Annotated in this window: 24 protein-coding genes and 2 pseudogenes; 10 read left to right on the top strand and 16 right to left on the bottom strand. The window is 64.1% G+C overall.

Annotated elements, in window-relative coordinates:
- Positions 1-177: 177 nt before the first annotated feature.
- From AC3FOF_RS12185 to AC3FOF_RS12160, 6 genes are read right to left on the bottom strand one after another with little or no spacing between them, the layout of a single operon-like run.
- Positions 178-1668: a hypothetical protein gene (locus tag AC3FOF_RS12185; RefSeq protein WP_488726722.1), complete on the bottom strand. Its 1491-nt coding sequence runs from the start codon at positions 1666-1668 to the stop codon at positions 178-180.
- A complete protein-coding gene (locus AC3FOF_RS12180) occupies positions 1643-3049 on the bottom strand; it encodes a cytochrome c/ABC transporter substrate-binding protein (RefSeq protein WP_488726721.1) in 1407 nt (468 codons plus the stop codon). The genes AC3FOF_RS12185 and AC3FOF_RS12180 overlap by 26 nt, the downstream gene beginning before the upstream one ends.
- 59 nt (positions 3050-3108) lie before the next feature.
- Positions 3109-3711, bottom strand: a complete 603-nt coding sequence (locus tag AC3FOF_RS12175; protein ID WP_488726720.1) for an SCO family protein — start codon at positions 3709-3711, stop codon at positions 3109-3111.
- Positions 3708-5564 (bottom strand): YncE family protein, encoded by a 1857-nt coding sequence (locus AC3FOF_RS12170; RefSeq protein WP_488726719.1) that lies wholly within the window; start codon positions 5562-5564, stop codon positions 3708-3710. Before AC3FOF_RS12170 ends, AC3FOF_RS12175 begins: the two co-directional genes overlap by 4 nt.
- 19 nt (positions 5565-5583) lie before the next feature.
- Entirely contained in the window at positions 5584-6150 is a 567-nt protein-coding gene (locus tag AC3FOF_RS12165) for a hypothetical protein (RefSeq protein WP_488726718.1), read from the bottom strand.
- Positions 6151-6173: 23 nt separating this feature from the next.
- A complete protein-coding gene (locus AC3FOF_RS12160) occupies positions 6174-12347 on the bottom strand; it encodes a hypothetical protein (protein WP_488726717.1) in 6174 nt (2057 codons plus the stop codon).
- A gap of 485 nt (positions 12348-12832) precedes the next feature.
- Between AC3FOF_RS12160 and AC3FOF_RS12155 the strand changes: the two are divergent.
- Positions 12833-13416 (top strand): annotated as a pseudogene (locus AC3FOF_RS12155) (IS6 family transposase); the annotation flags it as partial.
- 356 nt (positions 13417-13772) lie between these two features.
- Positions 13773-13991 carry a hypothetical protein gene (locus AC3FOF_RS12150; protein ID WP_488726716.1) on the top strand — a complete coding sequence of 73 codons (219 nt, stop codon included), beginning with the start codon at positions 13773-13775 and terminating at the stop codon, positions 13989-13991.
- Positions 13992-14153: 162 nt separating this feature from the next.
- Here the strand turns inward: AC3FOF_RS12150 and AC3FOF_RS12145 are convergent, their stop codons facing one another.
- From AC3FOF_RS12145 to AC3FOF_RS12135, 3 genes are all read right to left on the bottom strand, one after another.
- Positions 14154-14453: a hypothetical protein gene (locus tag AC3FOF_RS12145; RefSeq protein ID WP_488726715.1), complete on the bottom strand. Its 300-nt coding sequence runs from the start codon at positions 14451-14453 to the stop codon at positions 14154-14156.
- A gap of 148 nt (positions 14454-14601) precedes the next feature.
- Entirely contained in the window at positions 14602-14805 is a 204-nt protein-coding gene (locus tag AC3FOF_RS12140; RefSeq protein ID WP_488726714.1) for a cold-shock protein, read from the bottom strand.
- Between the two features lie 653 nt (positions 14806-15458).
- Complete coding sequence (locus tag AC3FOF_RS12135; RefSeq protein ID WP_488726713.1) at positions 15459-15776, bottom strand: hypothetical protein; 318 nt, start codon at positions 15774-15776, stop codon at positions 15459-15461.
- A gap of 233 nt (positions 15777-16009) precedes the next feature.
- On the opposite strand from AC3FOF_RS12135, the gene AC3FOF_RS12130 reads away from it, so the two are divergent.
- Genes AC3FOF_RS12130 through AC3FOF_RS12120 form a run of 3 tightly spaced genes read left to right on the top strand, consistent with a single transcriptional unit; the run spans position 16010 to position 17815 of the window.
- Entirely contained in the window at positions 16010-17005 is a 996-nt protein-coding gene (locus AC3FOF_RS12130; protein WP_488726712.1) for a hypothetical protein, read from the top strand.
- Positions 17006-17048: 43 nt separating this feature from the next.
- Positions 17049-17531, top strand: a complete 483-nt coding sequence (locus AC3FOF_RS12125) for a hypothetical protein (protein ID WP_488726711.1) — start codon at positions 17049-17051, stop codon at positions 17529-17531.
- 29 nt (positions 17532-17560) lie between these two features.
- Positions 17561-17815, top strand: coding sequence for a hypothetical protein (locus AC3FOF_RS12120; protein WP_488726710.1), 255 nt, complete (start codon positions 17561-17563; stop codon positions 17813-17815).
- Between the two features lie 910 nt (positions 17816-18725).
- Here the strand turns inward: AC3FOF_RS12120 and AC3FOF_RS12115 are convergent.
- A complete protein-coding gene (locus AC3FOF_RS12115; RefSeq protein WP_488726709.1) occupies positions 18726-18935 on the bottom strand; it encodes a hypothetical protein in 210 nt (69 codons plus the stop codon).
- A gap of 202 nt (positions 18936-19137) precedes the next feature.
- On the opposite strand from AC3FOF_RS12115, the gene AC3FOF_RS12110 reads away from it, so the two are divergent.
- Together AC3FOF_RS12110 and AC3FOF_RS12105 are read left to right on the top strand one after the other, a co-directional pair.
- Positions 19138-19323: a hypothetical protein gene (locus AC3FOF_RS12110; RefSeq protein WP_488726708.1), complete on the top strand. Its 186-nt coding sequence runs from the start codon at positions 19138-19140 to the stop codon at positions 19321-19323.
- A gap of 225 nt (positions 19324-19548) precedes the next feature.
- Positions 19549-19758 carry a hypothetical protein gene (locus AC3FOF_RS12105; protein ID WP_488726707.1) on the top strand — a complete coding sequence of 70 codons (210 nt, stop codon included), beginning with the start codon at positions 19549-19551 and terminating at the stop codon, positions 19756-19758.
- 127 nt (positions 19759-19885) lie between these two features.
- On the opposite strand, the gene AC3FOF_RS12100 is transcribed toward AC3FOF_RS12105, so the two are convergent.
- The gene (locus AC3FOF_RS12100; RefSeq protein WP_488726706.1) at positions 19886-20317 is read right to left on the bottom strand and encodes a hypothetical protein; all 432 of its coding nucleotides are present in this window, start codon (positions 20315-20317) and stop codon (positions 19886-19888) included.
- Positions 20318-20990: 673 nt separating this feature from the next.
- Between AC3FOF_RS12100 and AC3FOF_RS12095 the strand changes: the two genes are divergently transcribed.
- Entirely contained in the window at positions 20991-21245 is a 255-nt protein-coding gene (locus AC3FOF_RS12095; protein WP_488726705.1) for an H-NS family nucleoid-associated regulatory protein, read from the top strand.
- Between the two features lie 2 nt (positions 21246-21247).
- Here AC3FOF_RS12095 and AC3FOF_RS12090 read toward each other — a convergent pair whose 3' ends face one another.
- On the bottom strand, positions 21248-21571 hold the full coding sequence (locus AC3FOF_RS12090) for an NAD(P)H-dependent oxidoreductase (RefSeq protein WP_488726704.1): 324 nt from the start codon (positions 21569-21571) through the stop codon (positions 21248-21250).
- Entirely contained in the window at positions 21568-22032 is a 465-nt protein-coding gene (locus tag AC3FOF_RS12085) for a nuclear transport factor 2 family protein (RefSeq protein ID WP_488726703.1), read from the bottom strand. Before AC3FOF_RS12085 ends, AC3FOF_RS12090 begins: the two co-directional genes overlap by 4 nt.
- A gap of 117 nt (positions 22033-22149) precedes the next feature.
- On the opposite strand from AC3FOF_RS12085, the gene AC3FOF_RS12080 reads away from it, so the two are divergent.
- Positions 22150-22545, top strand: a complete 396-nt coding sequence (locus tag AC3FOF_RS12080) for a winged helix-turn-helix transcriptional regulator (RefSeq protein ID WP_488726702.1) — start codon at positions 22150-22152, stop codon at positions 22543-22545.
- Between the two features lie 572 nt (positions 22546-23117).
- On the opposite strand, the gene AC3FOF_RS12075 is transcribed toward AC3FOF_RS12080, so the two are convergent.
- A complete protein-coding gene (locus AC3FOF_RS12075) occupies positions 23118-23348 on the bottom strand; it encodes a hypothetical protein (RefSeq protein ID WP_488726701.1) in 231 nt (76 codons plus the stop codon).
- Between the two features lie 356 nt (positions 23349-23704).
- Here AC3FOF_RS12075 and AC3FOF_RS12070 point away from each other — a divergent pair.
- Positions 23705-23999: pseudogene (locus tag AC3FOF_RS12070) on the top strand (IS66 family transposase); the annotation flags it as partial.
- 293 nt (positions 24000-24292) lie between these two features.
- Here the strand turns inward: AC3FOF_RS12070 and AC3FOF_RS12065 are convergent.
- On the bottom strand, positions 24293-25336 hold the full coding sequence (locus AC3FOF_RS12065; protein WP_488726700.1) for a methyltransferase: 1044 nt from the start codon (positions 25334-25336) through the stop codon (positions 24293-24295).
- Positions 25337-25343: 7 nt separating this feature from the next.
- Positions 25344-26318 (bottom strand): Bug family tripartite tricarboxylate transporter substrate binding protein, encoded by a 975-nt coding sequence (locus AC3FOF_RS12060; RefSeq protein ID WP_488726699.1) that lies wholly within the window; start codon positions 26316-26318, stop codon positions 25344-25346.
- Between the last annotated feature and the right edge of the window lie 111 nt (positions 26319-26429).

Below are 26429 nucleotides of genomic sequence, written 5' to 3'. Positions count from 1 at the left end.
TTACGCCAGTTTCCAGCGCATCTGGGGATCCCATGTTTAGTTCGTTTGACACACGCGGCCGCTTGATTCGACGCTTGCCGTAGGAAATCCGCGGACATGGCAGTTCATTCCATGCAAGCAACGCCCAGGCCGAGGGAGTTCCCTCCCGACTCTTGGGCACCTTGCGCTTCGGTAACGTCAAGGACAGGATGACGTGCCGTCGGCTCGCACTTGGGCATTCGCGTGTCCCGAGTGCGGGAATGGGGTGAGGGGCCCCAGCATGGGTCTGGCGGCCGCAGGCAATGCATCGCGGCCTAGCGTGGCGAGCCGCTCGCCTCCATTCTTAAGGAAGCAGAACGCCTCGAAGGGTATGCCGACGGGCGACTTGGGGTGGCCGAAGCGCGTATTCTCGGGGTAGATGTACTCGGACACGGGCGCCGTGTACTGGCCCTGGGCGAGACCGTTGCCAGTGAACTCTGGCTGGCCTTCAATGCGGATGCGGACGTCGCGGGTCATGGGCAGGAAGTTGGCCTTCGCGGGCAGCGTGATGCGCACGCGACCGATCTGGGCCACTCTGCTGGGCTCGAGCGTGGTGAGGCGCCGCTCCCCGCCATCGCTGTCGATCACGAAGACGTCTACGCGACGAGCGGGATCAGTCGAGAATGCGACGATCCGGAAACGCGAGGTCTGCTCCTGGTCGATGTCGGGCCATGGGTCGCCGAGCGTGCCGCTGAGCGCCTCCTCGATGAACAGGTAGGCCGGGTTCGCCCTCGGTGAGGTGTAGATGCCCGCGAGCGCCTGGATGGCATGCGCGGCTACGAAGAAGCTGCTGCTTCCTGGGGCGTCCTCGGTCAACATCCCGTTGAACACGATGTAATCGCCGACCACCAGCGGAGCCGGGCGCGACGGCTGGCAGGGGGCAAGCGCTGGCGCGGTGGGCTCGGCCGCCTCGTGCCCGCAGGTAAAGCGCCGCCCGAGGCTTGGTCCGGTCGCCGGCGCGCGGTTGGCGAGCGGGCACAGCGGGTCGTTCGCGGGTGGCGTCACGCGCGGGATGCACATCGGGAAGCCGGTGTTGGCCACGATCGCTGCATTGCCGGGGTCGGCCCCGAAACGATCGTCGAATGCGCTGCCGCCGGTCTTGGCTGCATTGGCCCTGCCATAGAGGCCCCGCGGGTCGTTGATGCGCACACGTGCGGTGGCAGGGCCGGTCTCGGGGCCGACCAGGAGTTCGCCCTTGGCATAATCGATGGCCCGGATGAACCCCGCACCGGCATTGAGCCCCTGCTGGGTGAGCCTTACCACGCCCGCTACGTACTGGCCGCCGACAATGTTGCCGATCACATTGACCTCGAAGGGAACTGGCGGGCGGTTCGCATCCCGGAGCGCGAGACCACTGGGACGTACCGCGGGTGCCAGGCCTGCGGTGGCATGGCCGGGGTGTTTGCCGCGGAACAGGTCGTTCTGCGTTAGGTACTGACCGGGCATCGTGATGTAAAGGTGGCGCGGCAGCACCACGGTGATGCCGTTGACCACCATGGAGCCCGATGAGAGGGGATCGCCGAGATCCGCGACGTCGAGCGCCTCCAGGTGGCCCAGCAACGTGAAGGACGCAGAGGGTGCTTGCGCCAGGGCGGCCAGCGGCGCCAGCATGAGCACCGCTGCGCTAGCGGCGAGACGAATGAGTTTCATCGGGACCCTCCTTCCAGACATACGACACATCGAAGCCATGGCGCTGTTGCGCACTGAAGGTGAGCGCAAGGCCGGGACGAGGCGCGAATCCATGCAGTGTGTGAAGTGCGGTCATGAAGCGGGCAGTGTCGAGTTGCCGCCCGGCGCGCGCCAGCGCCTCGGCGATGACCGCGATCGCACTGTCGGCCAAGAACGGCCAGAGAACGGCGCGCGCATCACTGTCGTTGGCCATGGGGACTGGCGGCATCGGCAAGAGCAACAGCTCGCGCAGCGGCATGGGGCGGTCAGACTGACCCGATAGGGCCGCCAACACCCCGACGCATGCGTCCGGGTCTCGCTGCCGCACCAAAGCAAGACGTGCGATGTCCGCATGCCGCGGTGGCAGTAGAAGCACCGTGCGTGCGGCCACGTCTCTCTGCAGCAAGGCAGCCAGGTCATCTGTTGGAGCGACCGCTTGCCACCGGAGCTCCGGAATCTCGGTCGTCAGCACCGCGAGATCGCTGCCGCTGGGGTACAACACCCGCGTGGAAACGACGTCGGTACGGTGTGGAGGGCAGCCGCGCTGCATCTCCGCAACCAGCTCGCGCACCTGCTGCGCGATCCCTGGCAGTAGCCAGGTCAGGCGTACATCGCGCGGTGGTGCGACGGGCAGGCCAAGCGTGGCGACCATCGGGGTTTCGTGCGTGGCGAGGGTTCGCAGCAGATCGCTATCGGGTGCTGGCACCAGGCTGGCGACGAGGGCGAAGACTCGGCCCTGGCGCACCAGCGCTGCTGCGGCGGCAGCCGCATCCTTGCCGGAATCCGCCACAAACAGTTCGAGACGTCGCCCGAAGATGCCACCCTCGGCGTTGATCCGCTCGATGCGATGCTGCATGGCCTGGCGGATCGCATTGCCTATAGCGGCCTGTGTTCCGCTCAGGGGCAGGACGGTTCCGAGCGCGATGTGCTGCCCATTGACCCCGGCTACCGGGTCGGCCTCAGTACCGAGCACTTGCAAGTAGGCGAGCAGAGCGTGCTGCTCGTTGGTGTCGAGCGCGAAGCGCGGCATCGGAGCGTCGAGCGCCCGGCCGTCGCTGGTGCGTCCTTCGGCGATCGCACGCAGGACCTGCGCGGCGTTGGTGTAGGGCGGGCGCCTGGGAGTGGCTTGCATGAGGCGCTGCCATTGGAGCGATGGCACCAGCACACCGGCTTCGCTGCGGCCCTCGCCGCGCGGTCCGTGGCAAGCGAGGCAGGCGCCGGCGCCTGCCGTCAGCGGTACGCCATGCAGGGTAGGGGGCTGGTGCCAAGGAGTCTCCCCGCGATACAACGCGCGACCTTCCCGAATCCACGTCGCTGCGCCCTCGGCCATCGCCATGCCGAGCATCGCGGCCCAGATTGTCATGGCCAGAGCGCCTCGGCGCCCGAGGACGGCGAGCCAGCGTGTGGGGTGGCGCGATGCCCTCATCGCTGCAAGGCCTCTACCAGTGCCATCACCACGTCGGGTGGGTTCAATGATGAGCTTCGTGTCCAGCGTCCCCGTCTCGCATCGCCGACCCATAGCAGACCTGGGTGGTCGCCTGGCGCTCCAGCGGGAACGTCGAAGGCCTTGAGTAGGCGGGCGATATCGGCCGGACGCCCGGTCAGCAGCGTCCATTCCCGGGAAGGCCCCATGGGCAGTTGGTGTCGTTGACCGAAGGCACGCAACTGTGTGGGGCCGTCGGCCAACGGGTCGACCGTGATGGAGATCACCCGCACGTCACGTGTCGCATCGCGGGCGCGCAGGCGCCGGCTGGCTTCGCGCAGCAACGCCGTCTGCGGCGGACAGACCGTCTGACACCCCGCGAACATGAAGCTGACGATAACGGTTCGTCCCGCGATCAGGTCGCGCTCGAGGTGCACGCTGCAACCATCCTGGTCGAGCAGGGGAACATCGGGCAGGGTTGGGGCGGGCATCCACACGGGAATGTCCGCGGTCATGGCATCGGGTCGCCATCCCGCCAAACCGAGCGCCGCTGTGATCAAGCACAAGGTTCGCCGGGTCGGTGAGGGTACTTTGGCATTCATGGTGATGTCTCTTGCGGCAGCGGCCACTTCACGCGTCCGAGACGGCCGTCGAAAAAGGCCAACTGACCGGACAAGGCCTCGACCATGGCCTCGAAGGTGCCATGCGGTAGGCCTCGCAACCGAGCGCGGTATCGGCCGCTTTCCAGTGGCGCGGCCCAGGTGCGCCCTTGCCAGGTGCCCGCGTGTTGCACCAGCAGCAACGCAACCGGTGTACCCGCAGCCACTTCGCTCAGGGCGAAGTCGAGTTCCACGGTGCTGTGATCGAGGCGGCGCGCCGCCAGCAGCCGGGGCTTGGGGGGGACAGCGGCCGTTATCGCCGCGGGCACGCCTTGCACCGCGAGGGTGAAGCAAGCCGTGATCGCGGGCCGCAGATTGCGTACCACCACGTCGTAGCGCCCGTTGTGGGCGAAGTGCGCCGGGGCCTCGAATTGGCCAGGTGCGCGCTCGGCGAGGCTCGAGTCAAGCACAAGCAGGCCGCGCGCGTGCCGGCGGTAGTTGCTGTGACTGTTGACGGGCACCATCAGTCCTTGCGCGTAGCGGTAGACGCGGCCATCGCCCGCATTGGCCACCAACACTCCGTTGCCTTCAGGGGCCGGCACCAACACGCTGGCGGCTTCATTCAGGGCATCGGGTGCGTCCTGCGGCGCGTTCTGGCCCATAGGCACCGCCACACTGTCCAGACGGTCTTCGCGAGCCTGCGCGAGCGCGATCACCTGCATGGCGCTGGTGCTTTGCGAGCGCACGAAGGCGAACTCGCGGGAAAAGGTGAGCTGGTCGGGCCGCGCTGGTAGCTTGCGCTCGGCGGTCTTGCGCGCGCGCGCGAGATCGAGCAGCGACAGCGTGTCGTCCAGACGGTTGAGGACCAGGGCGCGTCGCCCTTCGTCGAAGAGTCCCAGCACCATGGCGCCTCGCGCGAGCGGTATCGTGGCCTGCACAGTCCTGGCCTCGCCATCGATCAGCGCCAGCGAGCCCCCGTTGAGCGACAGCACGGCCAGTTGCCGCGCCGCCGAGCTCCAGGCGCTCGCCACTGGGGTGGCGCCGACGGGCACCTCGGCGACGGTTTGCAGGGTGGTGCGGTCCACCAGCGAGACGGTGTTCGAGTCGCCGTTGGTGACGAAGAGCTGGGGGCTTTGCTCGGGCGCGACCAGCGTGTGCACCCCGCGGCCGACGGACGCGCGGCCTTCAACGCGCGAGGTTTGGAGGTCGATTGCCAGCACCTCGGTACGGCCGTCCAATCCGACCCACAGCCGCCGGCCGTCGGGATCCAAGGCAAGCCGAGTCGGCAGACTACTGGTCCCTGTGGGGACGGTGGCCACCAGTTTGCGCGCCACCGTATCAATCAGCGCCACCACGCCTGCGTCGCGCAGGCTCACGGCCAGCCTCTGCGCACGCGGCGCCAACAGCCAGTCGTGGCCCTCGGCTGGCAGTTCCACGATGGATTCCAACTGGGTGTTGCCCAGCCGTACCAACGGATTGATGAAGGCCACCGTGCGGTCGTGGTTCAACGTGAGCAGCCGGTAGCCGTTCAGGTCCACATCGGCTCGCTGGCCCAAGGATCCTGCCACCAGGGCGCGCGCCTTGTCTTCGCAGCTGGCTTCTTCGGCGACCTGCTCGGAACGGCGAGCGACGATCCAGGCGGCCGGGCGCGCGCGTTCGATGGCGCGACCGGTATGCGCGTCGCTCAGGGCCAGATGCGCCACGCCGCTGCCGTCCCCGACCGCCTGATAGTCGAAGCTGACCGTGATGCCCCCTTGCTCGATGCGCTGTCCTGCCGCCATTTGCGCCAGCACCGGCGGTACGCCGATGGTTGCTAGCGACGCCAGAAGCAGTGACTTCGGCAGTAGCGTTCTCATCGAGGATTTCCCGTGGACATCAGGCAGGCAGGAAATGCAGGTCGTTGATTGCGACCTGCGGGAAATCCGACCGGTTGCGCGGATCGACCACGTCGAACCAGACCCCGACAATGCTGCGCCCAGGGGCTGCCGTGCCGCCCAAAAACGGCGCCGTGCCGCGCTTGCGGTTCAACGTAGCCAGGCGAGGCTGCACCGAATGCCACTGGCCGTCGTCGAGTTGCAGCGAGCATTGGGCCAGATAGTCGCGGCCTGCCGGTCCTGTGGCGGAGACGGCGGCGCCGACGCTGCGCAGCGGGATCGGAAAGTGCAGGTGCACCGGTAGCCGGCCGGCCAGGTTGTCGCCGAGCAACACGCTGTCGCGCGTCGCGAAGTTGCCATTGAACAACAGTTGGGAACAGCGCGAAATAACCAAGGGCGGACCGGCGATGTCGATCTCCACTGAAGCTTCGTTGAAGCGAAACTGAGCCAGCGCGCGACCGACTGCCTGGGGTAAGTTGGTCAGCGCGCCTTGCTGCGGATGGTCGGTCCAGTCCAGCAGGAAGGCATCCTGAAAGTCCTGCGGGTCGAGGGCGGGGATGATGTCCATGATGCAGATCCTTCCGGTCAAGGTCAGGGCACGACTCGCAGCAGGCCCCAGATTCCTCCGTCGAAAACGAAAGAGGCCTGACTGCGCCACAGGTAGTCTCGATCCACGGCCCAACGCCCGCCGGCACGGACCAGCAGGTCCGCTCCCATCAGCGGGCCCACGGCGTTGTAGGCGCCTTGCACGGTCCAGGCGTCGCGCGTGGCACTTGCGTGACTGCCCAGCAGGCGCGTCGAGTCGCGGTTGAAGGGGTGCGGGTTCCAATCGTGCCCATGCAGCGCAATGGCTTGCTGACGCGTATGTCCGCCGGGATGCACGATGCGCAGGCGCACTTCGGAGCCCGCCTTGGCGACGAAGGCCGGCGTTTCGGGGTCGCAGTCCTGCAAGCCGGTATGCTTCAGCGGTGCAATGCCGGCCTGACAGCGGCCGTCCGGAGTTTTCTTGGAGCTGAGCACGCCGGCATAGTCGAATGTGTTGCGTTCCTCGAAGGGCACGGACGGATCGCCGCCGCGCCGCGCCCAGATCGGCTCGCTGCGGTAGTTGACGGCCTTGATGCCATAGTCGTCCGGCTCTTCGGCGCCCTTCAGGTTCGCGACCGCGTGGCCTTTGATCTTGGCGTCGACTGCATCCTGCAGAACCAGCACCAGGTCGCGGTACAGCGGCCTGCCCTGCGCGTCGCACACCGTGGCGCTGGTGTAGGTTCCGCGGTCGGACGCGCGCTCGCGCGCATCCCTGGCCGGGCACACCTGGCTGCCGGGCGGGCCGACGACCAGGGCGCCGATCGCGCCATGCGCCGGGTGCTTGATCACGTCGCCGAAGCTCGTGAGCGGCACCGCGCCAAACTCGATGGCCTTCGCCTGTTGCACGCCGGCCGCATCCAACTGGTAGTCGCCGGCGTACCAGGCCACGACGCCCGACTTGCACAGATGCAACGCCTCACCGTCTGCGCAGGCGCGCACCAGGTTGCCCTGATTCAGCGGCGGCGCGGAGCGAGGCGATGCCTGAGGTGCGTCGGCACCCAAGGGCGTGGGGCGCCGTGGCCGGGGGCCTGCTTGCGCGCTGTTGGCGGCTCGGTCTGCCTCCTCGCGTTCTTCGGCCTCGATGCGGTCGCGTTCCAGCCCCGTGATACCGAAGTTGGCACCGTCGGCCAGGGGGCCAAAGGTGGCGACCTTCGCAGCCGACAGTCCAACGCTCGTGGACATGCGCAGTTGGTTATAGTTGAAGCCGTCGAGAATCATCGACAGGAAGTTGTCGCTATAGCGGGCCTGGCCATTGGCCTGGCTCGAATCCGGGTTTTCGGCCATGACAGGCGGCAGGTGGTTGCGCAACCTCACTTTCATGCACTGACCTGCGGCAGCGCGAAGCACCATGGGTTCGATGCGACGCTCGCCGCGACGGACCTCCTTGTGCAGGGCGTCCAGCACCTGGCGGTTGTCCAGGGGGTTCATGTCTGCCGGCTCGGGCTCGCCAGGCCGGTGGTTGTTGCGCACGAAGACGATGCCGTTGGGGTCATCAAGCCCCATACGCTCGTTGTACGGAATGCCACGCTGACCCGCAACATTGCAGCGCCCCGTGAGCTCGCAGGCCCGTAGCACGCTGATGTCGAAGAACAGCTGCTTCATGCCTGCGGCTCCAGCCGCCTCGTCCGCGCCGATACCGGGCATGCAGACCCGTGTGCTTTGGTCCAGCGCCATGGGTAGAGCCGGCCGCTTGACCGGGCTGCCGGGTAGGCCGTCGAGCCTGGCGAGGCCGGGCTGTTCGTGTGGCGTGAAGCGATTTGTCTGCGGGTCCTGGTGAACGCCATAGCTGCGCACCAGACCCCACATCCCGTCCCACAGCTGATCGATGGAGGAGCCGAGGTACAAACTATCGGCACGCGGCACGGCCAGAGGACTGACCTTGATATTGAACTCGAAATGCTCCGAGATGCCCAGGGGCTGGGCATTGACATAGCCCGAGCGCGGATTGTCGGGTTCGCGCAGCCATTTGTACCCGGTCATGGCAAACACGTGCTGGGCCTCCTGTGCGCCCTGAATCAGCCGTACGTAGAGAGGGTCGCCTTCGTAGGCCGGCAGGATCGGCGTGGCCGGGTCGCCCGGTAGGCGCCAGGGCTCGCGCGCGGTGATCCGGCAGGGGCCCAGGCCGGCGTCGACGTATAGCGCACAGTTGAACTGCTTGCGCCAATCCTCGACAGCCGTCAGCGCGCCATCGAGCTTGTCGGCCACCGGCGTTCCCGTCAACAGGCTGCGCGTGGCCGGCGTGAGTACTGCGCCGTAGTCGGTGCGCGCCAGTGCCAGATCGCGCTTCGCGTGGGCCCGCGTGCTGAAGACGTTGGCCATCTCGCCCGTGCAATCCGCTTCCCGCGGCTGGCAAGGTTGCTGGCGGTAGTCGAAGCCGCCCAACTCCGGGTTGGGCTTGATCGGGAATTCGACCACGCGCAACGGCACCGGCTCATTGCGATAGTTGATGAGCTGCGTTCCGGGGTCTTCCGATGAAATGGCCAGTGGTGCGGGACGGTTGATCCCGACCTGGCGGTGCCCTAGGCGCAACTGCGACAGATCGCGCTGCTCGGGATTGATCGGCTCCAGCGCGGTGTTGTAAAGCACCGAGAAGTCGGCGAAGGCCAGGGCGTATTCGCGACGCGTATCACGCGCTTCCAGCTCTTCGTTCCCGCAGTCCAGCGACCGCGTGGCGTTCTGTGGGTCCAGCGGATTGGTGTCCTTACGCGAGCCGCGGAAGCGTTGCGCCGGTGAGCCGTCCCCCGTACCGTGCAGACACTTGGGCGAAACAATGTTGGCGCGTGCAGCTGTGGGGCCACCATCTTCGCGCAGTTTCAACGGCGGGCGGGTCTCGTCCGGTGCCACCTTGGCCAGGCGTGCGCTGCACCGTTCATCGAAGCGGTCGCTCAGATTGGCGCCACCTAGCACTTTGGCGCGTGCGGCATCGCGCTCGGCCGGCACGCTGCTGCACAGCCCTTCCCAGTTGAGGGTGTTGGCATTCAAGTCGAGCCAAACCGAGTTCGTCGGCTCGACGATCAAGGCCGCATAGAGGCCGTGCTGCTGGTGTGAGCTGGGGCCGAAATGGTCATGGCTGAACACGGTCCGCAAGGTGTAGTCCTTGCCGTTCTTGGCCGTGTCGAAGATCGGGTCGGCATACCAGCGCTGCACGGTGCGTTGGGCGCCGCAGAAGGGGTAGTCCTCTGCCAGTTTGGCCAGCGGCAGCCGTTCGGCGTCGGGAGGGCAGGCCCCTTTGCTTTGCAAGGCCTTACAGTTCGTGTTGCCCGCGCAGTTTTGTTGGAACAAGGGGTGCGTCTTTAGCTTGAGTGGGGGCTTGCCTTGCCGTGCTGCCGCGACGTTGTAGGCATGCACGCGCTCGCGGACCTCATCGGGCGAGAAGGTGCCGTCTTCATAGTTCCAGCCGTTGCCCGAACCGTCGGAGGAGGTGACGTCGAATTTGACCAGGTGGATGTGCTGGCCAATGGTGTCGGTGGGCGTGTAGATCTGGAAGTCATCCAGTGCCAGCGCGTTGGGTACGAAATTGCTGTGCTTGAAATCGATGCAGTCGCCCGAATTGGCCCGGAAGAACAGTGGCTCCGGCAGCCTCGTGCGGGTGTTCGGATCGATGATTTCGGCGATGTCGTTCTCGAGGGACAGAATGCGCGCCTGCGGGTCGAACCAGCCGTGCTTGTTCACCGTGAGCTCGGTCTGGATCACGCTGGCGCGGTACTCGCGGCGCGGAGCGGTGATCGGGCAGGGGTCGGCGTAAGGCGCGCCGCGTGCCGGTGCTCGGCCATTGACGCGAAAGACTGCGGGGCCAGTGAGGGCTGTCTGGCCGGGCACCGTGCGCGCGTACTCGGAGACGTAGCCCTTGCGCTCCTGCTCCCACTCTGGGTGGCGCTGGTCGCCCGCAGCCATGGCGGTGGGTGCGATTCCGGGCCCCTCCAGCGTGCCGGCATGGAACTGCATGGCCTGGCGCTCGCTCGGCACGCCGTCCGGGTCCAACAGCTTGAGGCCGCCCAGTTCCACCCACTCCTCGGCCAATGCTGTCAGGGCATTGGGATTCTGTTGGTAGACCCGTCGGGCATTGATTTGCGCGGTGGTCGAGCCTTTGCGCAGCGCCGCTTCCAGTACCGATTGATTGGTCAGCGCACGCTCTGTGCGATTCCCCATGCCTTCCCAGCCGGTCAGCACATGGCGCGGCAGACCGCCGTCCACCGGCTCGCCATTGACGGCTAGGTCCATGTCCATGGGTGGCTGCGGCGGGCGGTGCCCGGCCTCGCCCGGAATGTAGAAGGGATAGCCGGCGAACTGTGCGGTAGGCATCAGCGGCAGCACACTGCCCGGCAGCGGCACGATTGCCGGGCTTTCGGTGCCGCCGGCCACCTCGGCGTCCGGCAGCTTGCGCGCGTTCGAACCATCCTCGAACACGTCATGCACGCGCCACAATTCCCACATGCCCTGGGCGAAGTGGGGATAGAGGTGGCAGTGAAAGATTGAATCGCCGGGTGAGAGGTTCTGATTGCCCGACCCGCCGAACTCGATTTCGTAGCTGAACGTCGCACCGGGCGAGATGGTTTGCGAATCGAGGTAGCTGGAGCCGGGCGCGCTGGCGTCCTGCACCCATTGGTGGGCATGCAGGTGGAAGACGTGAGTCTCCTTCGGCCCTGCGTGCAGATTCCGAAAGCGCACCGGGTCGTTCAGGTAGGAGTGGTGCACGTTGGAAGGATCGTCCGGATACAGGGCGCCGATCGGTTTCTTGCCCTCAGCATCCCACTTGAGTACCAGCGCCGGATCGCCGTTGGCCCATGAACTCAGGAAGAACTCCTCGGCGCGGCACTCGGGACAGTCCTTGGCCGGACCGGTGCGGCGTTGTCGGGCCACGACCATCGCCCCCATGCCTCCCACGCCGTAGTTGATGCCCATGTTGTCCTTGATGGCGTGCAGCGGATTACCGGGATCGTCCAACTCGGCGAACGCCTGCACGGCTTTGACTTCGTCGTGCATTACGACCGTGAACTCCCGGTAGGCCTGGCCGCAGCTATTGCCGAAGGCGTAGTCGCGGCAGCGGCGATTCGCGCCGGTGGTGTCGTGATGATCCGGTGCCGGGCCGCGCAGGGCAACGATGGCGTTGAGGTCGGTATGCACCAGTTCATAGGTATTAGCCCCGCGCGGATTCAACATGGCCAGGATGGGAACCCCGCGCTGGGGGCCGCTGGTGTAGCGGGCACCGTCATAGTCGAGATTGCTCCAGGGGTGGCTGGCACCGGCTTGCGAGGCTCCTGTGGCCGCGCGCAAATCGGCGTGCGCAACTTGGGAGCGGTACCACTTGGCGTCGCGCGGTTGCACGTTGACGGCGCCGAAGAGCCCGGCACCCAGTTGGCCGCCGTCGCCCTCGCCGCCGACGCTCGCCGCGGTGGAGTAGGCGAAGTAGGTGCCCTCCCGGAAGGCGTAGAGCCGGTAGATGGCACTTTGGCCGGGCAGCACCTGGCCCCCCTGGCGTTCGAGCTGACTGCGCAGGGGCTCTGGCGTGGCTGGGTTCACCACGGCGCGGTTGACCCCCACGTTGTCGCCGTCGGTGCCGCACAGCCAGGCACGCTGCGGCGTGGACGCGGGACATTGCTTGCCGGACATCGGCAGCACGTCCAGGCCATTGACATGAAATGAGGCCGCACGCGTCCACGGCCTGTCGTTGCTCACAGCTTCGGCCTTGACCAGGTTGCGGCCCGTGGCGGATTGGGGGCCTTGGTTGTAGGTCACGCCCGGCGGCGCCTCCAGGTGCGCCGGTACCCGGCCCTGGTACTGCTCAGGGCTGCCCTGGAGCTCGTCGGGCGCCGCCCGCATCAGCAGGTTGTGAAAGCGTACCTCCAGGCAATCCCCTTCGTTGGCGCGCAAGATGATGGGGCGCGGACGCTTGTCGCCGCGCAGCCGAACCTTACCCGGGGCCTCGGCCAAGTTGGCTTCGGTGACCGGAGTGCCGTCGGCGATCGTGGGGTGCCCAGAGAACACCACGTCGCGCCGCAGGGCGTAGAGCATGCCGGCTGGATTGAATGCGCCGTAGCGGTTAAGGACGATGGCTTGTTCAAGAGCGACGACATCTGCGACGATGGTGCGCTCGCACCGGGGCCCGGCGGCGTGCGCGACCGCAGCAACGGCAAGCATTGCTAGCGTGGCAGCCGTAATCCGCAAGCTGACTGGAGCCATGCCATCCTCTCTTCTTTTTCGTGATCGCTTGTACGAACGGGTGGCAGGCCCCAAGGCGCCAGACTGGGTGTTGCTTTCCCTGTGCCGCACAGGCCGCAGTTCCCGCATGCTGGTCCACGACGCTAGTGAGGGCGTCTAGCTGCGCCTGGGCAAGTGGGGCAAGAACACAAAGGGCCATGTGCACAGGATGGGCGCCTTGCGGGAAGCCGCTGTTCCTCGCGTGTTCTACAACATCATCGCCTCCTCAAGCCATAGGTCATGATTTTTGCTGATCGGACAGGGTTTCTGTGTAGTCAAAAATGGCTCAAACCGCAAGAAGGACTTTTAAAGCAAAGCTTGAAGTCGAGCAAGAAGATCGCTTAATAGATAGCAGGCAGCGTTAACGCGATATTTTGGAATCAACGGTAGCCCCTGGCCGGGGTTTTGTCGCGATAAGGACGCCGGGGTAAGATTGGAGCCGACATTGGCCTGGACGGAAGTGCGTAATGAAGAAGGCATCTGCGAAAAGAGCGCTGCCTGCTGGCGTAGCGAAGGCGCTCAAGCGCCTGTACTATCCGCTGGACGAAATCCTGCCGTGCGCACGGTGGTACGTAGCCTATTCGCCGAGCCTGTGCGATCTCGAGGAAATGATGGCCGAGCGTGGTCTTGCGGTCGATCACTCGACCGTGCACCGCTCAAGCTGCTGCCGCTGTTCGAGAAGGCGTTTCGCCGCCACAAGCGCCCGGTTGGCAAGAGTTGGCGGATGGACGAGACCTACCCTAAGGCGCGGGGCAAGTGGACGTACCCCTATCACGCTGTGGACAAGGCCGGCAACACCATCGACTTTCTGTTGCGGGCTCGCCACGACAAGGCTGCCGCCCGGCGCTACTTCGAGCGAGCCATCGGCCAGAACGGCGCGCCTGATACCGTGACCATCGACAAAAGCGGTGCCAACCTGGCCGCAATGCGCGCCGTGAATGCGCAGCGCGAGGCGCCCATCAGGGTCCGTCAGCGCAAGTACCTGAACAACATCATCGAGCAGGCCCATCGGGCCATCAAACGACGAACACGACCTATGCTCAGCCTGCGCCTCACGGACGAACCGCTGTCGCCACGCGCACAGGGCGTAGTGCAGGGCCGTTAGCCCCCGGGGTGTGGAGTCTGACGAGCACGCGCAGCCGCTCGTCCCTTTGCCTTTGGCTTCGATCGATCCCCAAGAATTCGCTGCGGGAATTAGAGCCTATCGCATGGGAAGGAATGAAGCCACGGCAGCCTCGCCGTCCGCGATCCAGCCACCGCAGCTCCGGACGAGATACTACGATAACATTATGCCTAAAAAGCCATATTCTATTAAAACTATGCGCCGTATATACAGATCGCGCGCTTTTTTGATATCTTTGTTGGATGTCGGGGAAGGTGCAGGCATAGATAGCGGGAGTCGAACCCATGTCCATCCTCATGTACCGCACCTACATCATTGAAGGCTTTGCGAGGCCGGTCGGGGACGGGCCCTACGCTGCTGTGGGGCGGGTCCGAATAGGCGATCGCACGGTCGACGAGTCTGAAGATTTGGGCCGCTACGACCGAAACGGCGATGACCAGTCGCACGGCCTTTCCCGGGCACAGCAGCGCGTGGACGAATTGGAAGCAGCGCGTCAGGGATAACAAAACCCGCACCCTGGGCAAGGCCCCTAGCTGCACATTTCGCCAATGGGCCACGAAGGCTGCCGCGCGGGCAGCGCCATCAATGTCCGAGCCGCTTGATCATTTCGCTGATGCCCATGCCCAGGTGGGCGACTACCGCATGCGGGGACTCCGGCCCCACGATCACGAACACAATCGACCATCGCGGGACTGGCTGACTATCGGGGAGCTATTCACGTCCCCGCCGCGGTACCGCTCAATCTCCTCGATGACATGACTGCCGGCATCGCCAACGATCTCAGGCTGGTCAATATGGCCGGCTGACCACTCGATCTCATGCTCGCGGAAGTAGGCGACTAGGAGTCGCTCCCTAGTAGGCAGATCTTCGATTTCCTCGAACGCTTCATCAAGAGAATCTTGAATGCTGTGCGTGCGCTGCCACGGACGAAGAGTTGAGCGAGAGCTGATGGCCGCAAGACGCATTGCTCTGGCACTCCTGGAAAACAGGCCCGCCGAAGCGGGCCTGGGACCTACATGACAAAGGACTTCACTGCGTCGTAAGCAACCAACCGCCAAGTCGGAACGAGCGACGCAACCAAGGCGCCACGAAGGATGCTAAGCCCGCAGCGGCCTAGATCGCCTCGATCTTGGTGGCCGCCGGTCCCTTCTTGCCTACGCCGGCGACGTAGCGCACCTTCTGGCCTTCCTTGAGCGACTTGAAGCCGCTGCTCTGGACTTCGGAGAAGTGTGCGAACAGCTCATTGCCGCCCGCATCAGGCGTGATGAAGCCAAAGCCTTTAGCGTCGTTGAACCACTTAACAGTACCGGTTTCCATGTGTGGATTCCAAAGCGAGTTCTCGCCGTGCGCGGAAATGCGGGCGAGGCATGACGATCCAGCAAGAAACATGGAGACATCGGCTGCGGGGGTGTTGCGCCTAGTACTTCGTGGTTAGTGCCTGAGGATCCTGCAAGGGCGATTTTTTACAGGCCTGCCAAGTGGTTGTCAACGAACAGCGCTTGGCACAGTGGCCCAAAATAACACGGCCCGCCGAAGCGGGCCGTGGTGGTGCTACGAGACGTTAAGGGAGCGTCGGGTACCACCAACGGATGGCTCCTGGCTACCGACTCACCCAGACGCTACGATGGACATAGAGGATGCCGCATGGCTCCGCAGCACTTGCAGACTAGGCTACCGAGCCCGCATGCAGTGCCAGCCATTGTGACAATGATGTGAAAGAATGCGCAGATGGGACAACATGTGCGCTAGCCAGATGTAGCTTCGGGCATGCAATACGCGCTGTGTCTTCATCTGCGCCAAAAAAGAAGCCCGCCGAGGCGAGCCCAAGCCACAGTCAGAACAGCGGGATCCGGCTGCGGCTGTACTCCATATCTGCATACCGGCCGCCGACTGTAGGGGCTCAGGGCAAAGGGCTGCGCATTTTCGACAGACGCTGCGCCATCGAGATGGGCCAACCTTGCTTGCGCGCCTCATGTATTGCTGGCTTGCCTGCGAAGCAACCTCACAGCTTCGTCCAGGGCATCAGCCACGCTCCGCGCATTCTCCTGCCCGAGCGCCACGAGGACGTGGCCACGGCCGAACCGCGTGATGGAGACTGTAGGGTCCTTATCCCCGGCGCGATACTCCTCAATAACTCTCACGACGGATGATTCGAACCCGAGCCAGACACTGGGATCGTTGATACTGCCGGCGCTCCAGCGCGGCGGATCGTTCAGTAGAATGCCGATCACGAGCCGCTCTTCTTGAGGCAATTTCTCGACTAGGGCAAAGGCTTCGACTAGGGTCATGACCGAGCGCAAACAGACAACCAGCAGCAAGCCAACGGACCGGCTCTACGAGCCGGCGCTATCCCCGCCATCAATCGTGCGGGGGGCCATCCAATTCGGCCGTCGCGAAGCAAAGCGACCGCGCTTGCATTGCGCAGCGTACCCCACTTCAGGCGGAATCATGGCTGGGAAGAGCAATGCTAAGCTAGCTTGCCCTCAGTTGGCAGCGATTCATCCTCTCACTCAGGTCAAAGATGCTCAGGGTCGCAATTCTCAAATACATCCCAGTCTTCGCATGCATCGCCACCATTGCGGGTTGTGCCACCTACCGCAACGCGGAGCCGTTTCCAAAGGCGCAAGAAGACATATCCGTCAGCATCAACAAAGAACTTCCTTCCAGTTGGTCCGAATTTCCTCCCGGAGTTTATGCCGTGCCGAACACGCGACTGTTCGTCAGCGGCCATCAATCGGGGCAGGGCGTGTCCATTTTGTTCGGGGCGCTCGGGGTGCTGGTCGGAAGTGCCATCAATGCGGAGCGTGGAAAATCATTGGTTGGTAACGACAGAGCATTGGGCAAGCATGATCTTCTTTCTGCAACCGAACAGCTTGTGAAAAATGGTATTGCCGCCGATGCGGGTACCAATCTCAAGTTCGGCGGCACGCGTGCGGGCACGCCGCAGTTGTCGCTCCTACCTTTCGCGGTGCTCAGCTACGTCAACGATACCGATGTGCGGCCCTATGTGGTCGTGCGGACCACGTTACAGGACGCATATGGAAAGGAGCTATGGAGCAGTCGCTACATTTCTGCCACAGCGGACGCCCGGCCACTTGCCGGCGACAATGGCTGGTTCAGAGACGACGCCGGACCGCTTAAGCTAGCGCTGGAGCAATCGCTGAAGCGTAGCGTCGACATCATGCTGCGGGATGTCAGCGGCAAGACGCTGCGCGATTCGTCCAAGTGGATGTATGTGGGCGGCCAGTATGCATTCGTCAAGGAACCGATGAAGCTCAAGGGCAATCCTCTAGTCGACGAGCCTGACTACATCGCGTTTACACCGCATATCGGCGACGTAGTCGTCTTTTCGGGCGTGAACATTTTCGACCGCAAGATCGTGGCTATTTCCGCCGCGACGGAGCAGGATCCGAACTGGGCGGAGTTCGAGTTGCCAAAGCCCGATGCACGGGATAAGGCCGGCAAGAACGGCAACACACCAGCCGCCGCGCCTGCCGGAGCGGTGTCCGCGAATTAATGGTGACCGGCGATCAGCGAATCGCCATTGAGAGGTGCCCGCGATGGACGTCGGACTCAGCCTAACTGAGGCCCGGTGGGCCTTCGTCGTCGGCTGGCTGGCCGAGCAGCCGCCCACGTTCGCCAACCAGCGCCTGCAGGTGGCGCTGCCGCTGCTGTACCGCACCGGCCTGCGCCTGTCCGAGGTGGTGTCGCTGACCTCGGCGGATCTAGAGTGGGTGAGCCTGCCGCGTCCGGGCACGCGCGAGCGTGAGGAGGGGTGGTGGCTGACGGTGCTGGGCAAGCGCAGCAAGGTGCGGCGCTTGCCGGTTCCGGACGGGGTGGTGGTGGCGCTGGGCCGGTACCTGGTCGCGCGGGGCTTCGCGGCCGATCCGCGCGACCAGCGCGAGCCGGTGGCCCTGCTCGGCCACGCAACCGACACGGCGGTGCAAGAGGCGATTGGTGCGTCGGCCGAATTGGTGCAGACTTGTTGGGCGGACGTGCAAAATGGCATGACACGCCTCTCACAGTTTGCGAAGTCTGCCTGAACGCACCCGTAAACAACTCGGAAGAGAGGATGAATGAACCTGACGCGACGGTTCCCGCCTTGGTTGAGCAAACCATTGAGGCCGCCCGTCGATTTGGAGTTTCGTGGGATGAGGCTGTGGGAGCCTTTGGGCTAGCGGCGAAAGCACTAGCGGTTGCTGTAGCAAAGGTGGAGGCCGGGACCGAGGTGGCTTGCATCGAGCTTGCCAGGATGAACCTTGAGGCTGGCTTCAGCATGCCCGTCGAGATGAGTATTCTGCGGAACGGTGCTTCCGCTCATCACTAGTCGGAAAGAGGGGGCTGACTTGATTCATGTACATCAGTGTTTTCACCCCGTGGGACACGGGACGTTCTTCACTGGCCTCGTCACTGCCAGGGATGAGCAGATTCCGGAGTTTACCTGGGTCTATGACTGCGGCTCCAAACGAACGACACGAATTAACAGAGTAATTGATGAGATCGAACGCTGGATTTATTGGCCTGCGAAGATCGATCTCTTCGTGCTCTCGCACTTTGATGATGACCATGTCAACGGCGTAGAGCGGTTTCTTCGCACGCGGTCCGTACGCTGCCTTGCGCTACCGTACATGGATGCCGCCCAGCGGTTGGGGCAGGCAGCCTCGGTTGGCAGTGACCCTTGTTCGGTCTCCACGGCACTCTTTCAGCTCAATCCAGTTCAATGGCTGAGTAGTCGCGGGCTATCAGAACAGGTCGACTCCATCTTGTTTGTCCGAGGCGGTCCAAGAGGTGAGAGCGATCCTCCTGTGGACGTTGATCCGCGGCCCCTTCCTAGCCCGTCGCGGCTAGAGGAAGGATTTCAGCGTTCCTCTGGGGACAGGGCGGATGAGGAACTTCGACGCGACTATTTGGCGGGGCTAGAGCAGGGCGGAGAGTCTGGTCCTCGCCTCCTGTCTTGGCAACATGCGTGGCCTTCAGTTGCCCCGCAGTTTCCCGTTGAACTCATGTTCTTCAACTCGGAGCAGCCTGATCTATTTCACCAAACGAAATCTGGTGATCGAGTTGCCAGGAGATCGGGGGCATCCGAGGAAACTTTGCGGGTGGAAGTCAGCACAGTCATGCGTCGATACGGTCTTGCAGATTTGTCAAAACTACCTCGGCGCGGCTGGCGAGAGGCACTGCGGCGAATTTACGAACGACACTTCGGTCGCTCTAGCCAAGCTCGCAACAACATCTCGCTATGCCTGCTGGTCCGTCCAACTGCCGTCGGCGTTAAGCCCTGCTCTATTTTCTATAGGTGCGATATCCTGCAAGCGTTCCCAGGACAACGGGCTGGTCTGCTGTGCTTGGGGGATCTTCGAGTCGACAGTGACATGATCGCGGCGATGAAGACGCACTTCGGGAAGGATCGCTGGGATGTGCTCTCTGTCGTTCAGGTTCCACATCATGGGTCTCGACACTCCTGGGAAACAGGCAACGCGTCCGCCTTTGCTCCCGACTGGTTTGTGCATTGTGTGCCGGACAACTCTCCACATCATCCGCATGATGACGTGGAACAGGACCTCAGCGGATTCAATGTGCTTCGAGCCGACTATGGGCTCGGCGTAGCCTTGGACTACCACTTCCGATGAAGGCCTGGGAAAAGCCGCGATGGGAAAGCAAGAACTGTTTAGCGAGGCGGATCGGATCTATGGCGCGTGGCTTGCCGCGCGCGGCCGGCTCAACGCCATCGACCACGGCCAGCAGGCGTATGACGCCCAACGGACCGATTTGCAGCGCGAGATGGAGGCACTAGCTATGCATTGCTGCGAGCTGGTTGGTGAACAACCGAAGTAACGGAACCGCGCACATGTCTCGCACACCATGGCACCGACGTTTGGGACTGGAATGGTCGTTGAAGATGATTGGCCGCCAGGTCGTGCAAGCCGATGTCTTTCAGTGGTGTGAGGTGCCAGGGGCGGGATACTCGAAACGTGTCCGGATTGCGAAGGCGCCTACATTGAAGGAAGCGCTCGCGAAGGCGAAGACAAAGCTGAAGGTTAATGAATAGGAAAAGCTACGATGACGACGCGCATACTCTCGTACACCCTTCGCCGGGACCGCCACGAAAAGCCGTTGGCAGTTCTGGAGTCCCCATTGGGCAACGGACAAGAGCTACATCCGGAAGCGCTGCGCAGGTTGGCGGCGCAGCTCGTGCATATTGCTGACGAGGCAGATACCGTTGGCGAGGTCGGGCTTCGGCTCCCGCGCAAGTCCTCCGTTGAGTATTGAACGGAAAGGCTCTGCCTTTGAGTGCCTCGCCGATGGTACGGGGATCCCGCCCGCATTTCGATCACAGTGGTGTGGCTCAGGAACCGGCGTGAGATCTACCGCTGAGGGGGGGCGTCGTCGTGCCGGTTTAGAACAGGGGCGCAAGCAGGTCGCCTTGCCCGGAAGCGTTGGCCGCGGGCTTGCGTTTGCGCTTGGGTTCAGGAAAGCCTGCCCGGTTCAGGGCACGGGAGACTTCGTTCAGGTTGTGCCAGATCGCGGTCGCCTCGTCTGGAGAGAGCCGCTCGGCGGCAGCATCGATGGCCTGGACGAGCTCGGCCAAACGGCGATGCGCGGAGTCGAGCACGAGGTGGTGCTGCGCTTGTTCTTGCCGATCGTGCTGGGCGGAGAGCCAACGCGTCAAGGCAGACCGCTCGTCCTCGTCGAGCAGGGCAAGCAGCGCCTTGGTGGGACCGTCGCTGTGCCGGAACGTCCCGACGACGGTTTGCTGTGCCCGGCGCGAGCTGAGATCACGTCCGATGCGTATCAGCTTGACGAGATTGCCTTGTTCGCGGATCAGCATCTGGCGGTCCCTGAGTCATGGGTGAGAGCAAGCATACCGCATCAAGCAGTCCGCCCCCCGGTCGGCGTTGGGCGAGTGGCCCGGCCAGTTCCTTCCTTGCCGCCGCAGTGGCGGCATCACGCATGATTGCAACCGAAGCGCTCCCAGTCGGCTAGGCTGGGTGCACTCATGGGCGCGTAGGTGCGCGCCTTGCCCTTTTAACGAAGCCCGGTTGATCGAGGAGCAATGCGAGGCCGAGCGCGCGGTGGCGCCGGCGGTGATCGCGCGGCTGGGGGGTACCTGGCCGCTTGCGGCCACCCGGCCGATCCGGGCGCCAACCGGGTCTCGGGCGGCGTGGCGCTGCTCGGGCATGCCACTGACCTGGGCGAGCGTGCGCCGTGGGCCGGCGCACGCTCGCTAGCCTCGTCGAGGTTGCCGCCGGCATCGGTACCGTCACGCTCGCCAAGCAGATCAAGGGATTCTTCGCAGCCTGCGCCGGCACGCTGCGCCTCGCCGACCCGCGCGGAGCGGCCCGGCTGGAGGGGGCCAGCACGCACTGGCTGCGCCATACCCATATTACCTATGCGCTGGCGGCCGGCGCGCCGCTCGAGGTGGTGCAGCAAGACGCGGCGAGGCCGATTGATTGTCCGTCCCTAAATCGTTGCACCTTTCCGACTCCCAAAACGTTATACCTATGTCTCTTGAGATTGAGCGCGCCGCAGCCACGGTGTGGATCCGTGTGCAGATGGCCAGGCACGGCCTGACCTTGACCGACCTGCAGGCAGCCGGTTGCTTTGCCGTCGTGGCACCACCACCGCCGGCTCCCGAGCCTGCGCGCACCTACCGCAACGCCGAAGGGCAGAAATGGGACGGGCAGGGCGAGATGCCAGCCTGGTTGCAGCGGGCCGTCAACGCGGGGCAGTCGGCGGAGCATTTCCGGTTGGGGTGACGCTACGCGACCAACCGGGCCAAGAGGGCGCCGCAGTGCGGATGCGCTGCGATCACCAGGAGATCAGACTCCAAAAGCTCATCGGTCAGCTGATCCGACTGACGGGCCGCCTGTTTCAGCCGTTCCGCCTCGGCCGCATCCTTTGTCGAGATGGCCCTCAGCGTGATGTCGCCCAGGTGAGAAAGGTGCTTGGTGGCCAGATCGCGCTGCATCACCTTGGCTGACGGATAGAGGGCTGCAAGCCGCGCGGCCAGCGTGTCGGAGACCGACCGACTTGCAGAAGCCTTTCCTCTCGGGCTGGCGTCGATGGAAGGGATGGTGTTCATGACCGCACCTCCCTGGTGCTGGCCGCCGAGCGGGCCGGCGCGGTCAATGCGTTCCAGGCCGCCAGAGAGTCCATGTAGTCCCTCCAGTGCACGATCTTCCGATTCTCGATCCTGATGATGGAGCAGAACCGATTGTTGTACTTCACGTCCGTCGCGAGGATGGTTCCGTGGACCTCGTATTCGATGATGACGACACGACCTCCCTCCGTCTGGTGGACAACCAGTTGATCGGCGGATTGCAGAACGATATTGTCGACATAGCCCCTGAACGCAGTCATCAGGTCGGTGCGGCCCCGAATGATGGGGGGCCAACCTGCGACGTCATAGAGAACCTCATAGATGGTGTTGTCAGTGACGGTGTCGAAGAAGTGCTCGCCGTCGACGAGCTCGCCCAGTGCTCCTCGAACCAAGTCGAAGTAAGGGGCGGCGGTCTTGTAGACCGCGTATTTCGGCATAGGCATTCCAGACTCCTTTCGCGCTTTGCGTAGTTGCTTACGAAATGAGAGTTAACTATAAACAGGAAGCTTGTTCCGAAGAAGAAGGCACTTTAAGATCAGCCGCTAACACCGAGGTAAGTGATGAAGAAACCGATCAAGTCAGGCCAACTGGACCCCGCCGCCATCTGCAAAAGCTCGGACCCGATGGCGGTCCGGGAGTTGCTGACGAAGATCGGCGACAAGTGGACGATCTTCGTCGTGCTGTCGCTCGACCTCCTCGGCGGGCGCGCCCGCTTTTCGCAACTCGAACGTGCAGTTCCTGGTATCTCGCAGCGAATGCTTTCCCTGACCCTGAAGAATCTCGAACGCGACGGGCTGGTGATTCGCGAGGTGTTTCCCGAAGTGCCGCCCCGTGTCGAATACGAGATGACAGACCTCGGACGGAGCCTGCTGCTCCCGACGCAGGGACTGGTCGATTGGGCCAAGGCCAACTGGGAACGGGTCAGGCAGGCGCAATCCACCTATGACGCGAAATAGCGGCTTCTATTTCGAGCCCGCGCCCTGCCTCGGGATTGAGTTCGGCATCCTGCAGCCGCCGCGCGTGTCGCGTGGATCGCGCAGGTCGGCCACGAATCGCTTGGCTTCTCGCACACGCGGGAGTTATGGGGCCCAAGCCTCGAGGCTGGACCAGGTCGATCCGGCGGCAGACTTTTTTACGAAGGGGCGGGCGACGCTGGTGGAGCTAGGCCAGCGCGCGGCGTATGAGATCAGGTTGGAGGCGGCTGTAGCGGCTTGCCAGTAGGCGGCGGCTCACTCCGCCGGCTTCGCCTGCGGGCGCCAACGGAGCATTGAGTGTGCAGGCGCAGGACCTACGGTGAAATGTCGTAGGCGGTGGTCCTAGAGGGAAGCCGAAAAAGGGGGGGCGGCAGGGATATGCGCCTACACCCTTGAGGTGGCAACGGGGTCAGTCTGTCGACGGCATTGACTCTGATGCGTTCCAGCGGAGCGCGTGGCCTATGAGTCCGGCTGGAGGCGGCGGGCGCGCGCGCGTGCCAATGTGTCAGGCCGGGGCGGCGGCCTCTTCCACCTGGGGAATGCGGATAGAACGGCTACGCGAAAGGAAACCAAGCCAGGATCGGACGGACAATTTGGACCCCGGAGACACGGAAGCTATAGCTCTTCCCTCCCAAGTCGAAGAAGAGATATTCAGGCGTCCAATCCAAAGCCAAAAGCTGATGGACGTCGATGCCCTCGGCAACGATGCCGCCTGGTGCAACGGTGATACATGCGACATGTGAGGCAAAGTGTAACTGCGCCGAGGGTGGCGTGACAGGCTTCAAGAAGAAGCGTTTCCGGATGGTGAGTCAGCATGAGTGGCTATGCTATTTGCATGCGTGGTGGTGAAGTCAATATGAAGAGTACCGTCTTCCACCAACCAGGTCGCCTGGTGCAGGCTATCGCATGCTGGTAGGTCCTCCGGTGTTTGGTATAGACTGGCGCGTTGACAAGATATGACGCTCCTCTATTGCACCAGCCCAGGAACCAACGGACCGGCGCCATTACTTGCCCCTGGCACCCCCTGTGTCTCGTACGGGCTGCCCGGCTGATTGGCCGGCCCGCGCTACTCAAGGAGAACGTCATTGATATTGCCGCCCTGCGGCATCGGATCGAGCATCAGGACGCAGGCCCAAAAGGGCAGGGGAAGCCCAGCGCTCGAGTGCTCAAGGCACTCGAGTACTTCAAAGCCCTGTATCAAGTCGAGACGCTCGCCATGGCAGAACTGCCCGAAAGCGAAACGCGTCAACTACACGTACCGGCTGCGTCAACAGCACAGCGCGCCGCTGCTGAAAGCCTCTAAGGCGTGGCTGGATGAGCAGGCGCCGCAGGTACTGCCGGAGAGCCTGCCGGGCAAGGCCATCGCCTACGCGCGCAGCCAGTGGGAATACCTGAGCCGATACGTCACCGATGGACGGGCGCCAGTGGATAACAGCTCTGCAGGCAGTCATCATTGCGGCTAGCCACGGGAAACCCGTGCCAACTACGTCCCGGCGCGTTGACCAGAATGCCGGTGCCGCTCCGGCAGTGCAGCGGGCCGTGCGAGCGCAGTTTCGGCGCCCAGGCGTGATGTAGGGTCTGTTTGGGAAGACGCCGGCAGGTACAAGCTATCGGCAGGTCGCACAGGTTGAGAGAGATCGGCCTGCGCCGATCCGGCCGCGGCGCTTGTGTTCGGGCCGATGGTCGCGTAGTTCATGACTCAACTGGATTGTAGGCTCATGCGATCGGGCTACGGCTCGCTTGCCAGTTCGTCAGCAATGGCGTCGATCACCGAGAACTCGCCAGCCGTTGCCGTCACGGATGCGACCGTCAGTCCGGCCTGGGCAAGCAGTACCTGGAACTCGGCTTCTCGCCGCTCGCGGCCGCTCAGGGCGCTCAGCATGTTCAGGTCAGAACGACAGATAGACCGATCGCGCTCCGACTGGCCTAGGCGGTCGGGAACGATCCGTTCCACCACCAACAGCCTGGCACCGGGCGGCATGGCGCGACGGCAATTGCCGAGCAAATGCGCGCATCGGACGTCGTCCCAATTGTGCAGCACGCTCTTGAGTAGATAGACGTCGCCCCCTGCGGGTACCGCGTCGTCGAAGAAGCTGCCGGCCACCAGCTCGCAACGACGGGCAACGCCGGCACGCGCCATCTCCGCGCCGGCGCTGTCGATGGCGTGCGCGAGGTCGAACAGCACGCCGGTCGCCGCCGGATACGCGACGAGCACGGCCGACAGCAGGGCCCCTGAGCCGCCACCCACATCGACGACGCGGCGCGCATGGCCGAGGTCCACCGCGCGCAACAGGTCCTCGGCTACGCTGCGGGTCAGTTCGATCATCGCCCGGTTGAAGAGCGTGGCACCCTCGGCATTGCCATTGAGGTGAATGAAGTTGTCTTCTCCAGCGTGCCGGACGTGATAGCTAAGGCCGCTGCGCACGCATTCGTCGAGCTCGCCCCATCTTGTCAAGTGCACACTGCCGCACAGCATGGCCCACGCACGCAACGACCGCGGATGATCTTCCAGCAGCAGCGCGCCGGCTTGCGTCAACGCGAACGCACCGTCGTCGCCTTCGCTACACAGATTGAGCGACACCAGGGCGCGCAGCAGGCGCCACAGCGAGGACGGGTGACAGGCACTGGCTGCCGCCAGCGCCGTAACGCTACGCGGCCCGGGCATCAGGTGCTCGGGAATGCGGAGCCGGCATGCCGCATGAACGGCACCCGTCATCCAGCTGGCGTTGATTTGCGATAGCAGTTGCGCACGAAGGCCGGCTTCGATGTCCATGGTTCGCTTACTCCGCCTTAATGCCTGCGTCGTGGATGACCTTGCCCCAGCGGACGTACTCCGAGCGGATGTAATCGCCGAATGCGTCCGGAGACAGCGCGCCGGGTTCGGCGCCATTGGCCGCAAACCACTCGCGTGCCTCGCTGCTCGCCGAGATTCGCGTGATCTCCGCGTACAGCCGGGCGATGACCGTCTGCGGCGTTCCCGCTGGCGCGGCGATGCCGGTCCAGCCGGAGAACTCGTAGCCGGGAAGGCCGGCCTGCGCGATGGTCGGCACGTTGGGCAGGATGCTCGCGCGCTGCGTGCCGGTGACGCCGAGCGCACGCAGCCGGCCGGACCTGACGTGCGGAACCTGAACGGTAAGGCCGTCCATCGACCAGGTGATCTGGCCGCCAAGCAGCGCCGCAAGCAGTGCGCCGCCGCCTTTGTAGGGGACATGGGTCACATCGATACCGGCCATGCGCCTGAACAGTTCACTTGCCAGGTGCGGCGGCGTGCCGATGCCCGGCGAGCCGTAGTTGAGCTTGCCGGGATTGGCCTTGGCGAACTGGATCAGTTCCGCCACGTTGGATACGGGCAGGCTGGCGGGCACGGCCAGCAGCAATGACCCATAGCCGAAGCGCGTGACGGGAGCGAAGTCCTTGAGCGGGTCGTAGCCCACGCGCGCATACAGGTGAGGGTTGATCGTGGCGATGCCCTGATGGGTCAGCAGCAGTGTGTAGCCGTCCGGCGCGCTGCGCGCGACCTGTTCCGCCCCAACCATCCCGCCAGCGCCCGCGTAGTTCTCCACCACCACAGGCTGGCCAAGCGCGTGGCCCAGCCGTTCGCCGAGCCAGCGCGCCCGGATATCCGTGACGCCGCCCACGCCGCCGGCGAGCAGGCGAATGGGTCGGCTCGGCCATGAGGCGCTCTGCGCGGATCCGAACGAAGGCAGTACCATGCCGGCGATTGCCAGCATCCAATGGCGGCGCGTGATATCCATGACTACTCCCCTTATTCCGATGCCCTGCGTTGCCAGTCACTCTATGCGCCCGGATCGGAAAGTGAAATACTGCACGGGTTGCCGCGCCCATCAACTGAAAGTTGATGCTGA

Source organism: Cupriavidus sp. 96C5-1 (assembly GCF_057798855.1).
The sequence above is the reverse complement of the archived record's forward strand: the minus strand, read 5'-3'. Positions and strand labels throughout refer to the sequence as shown.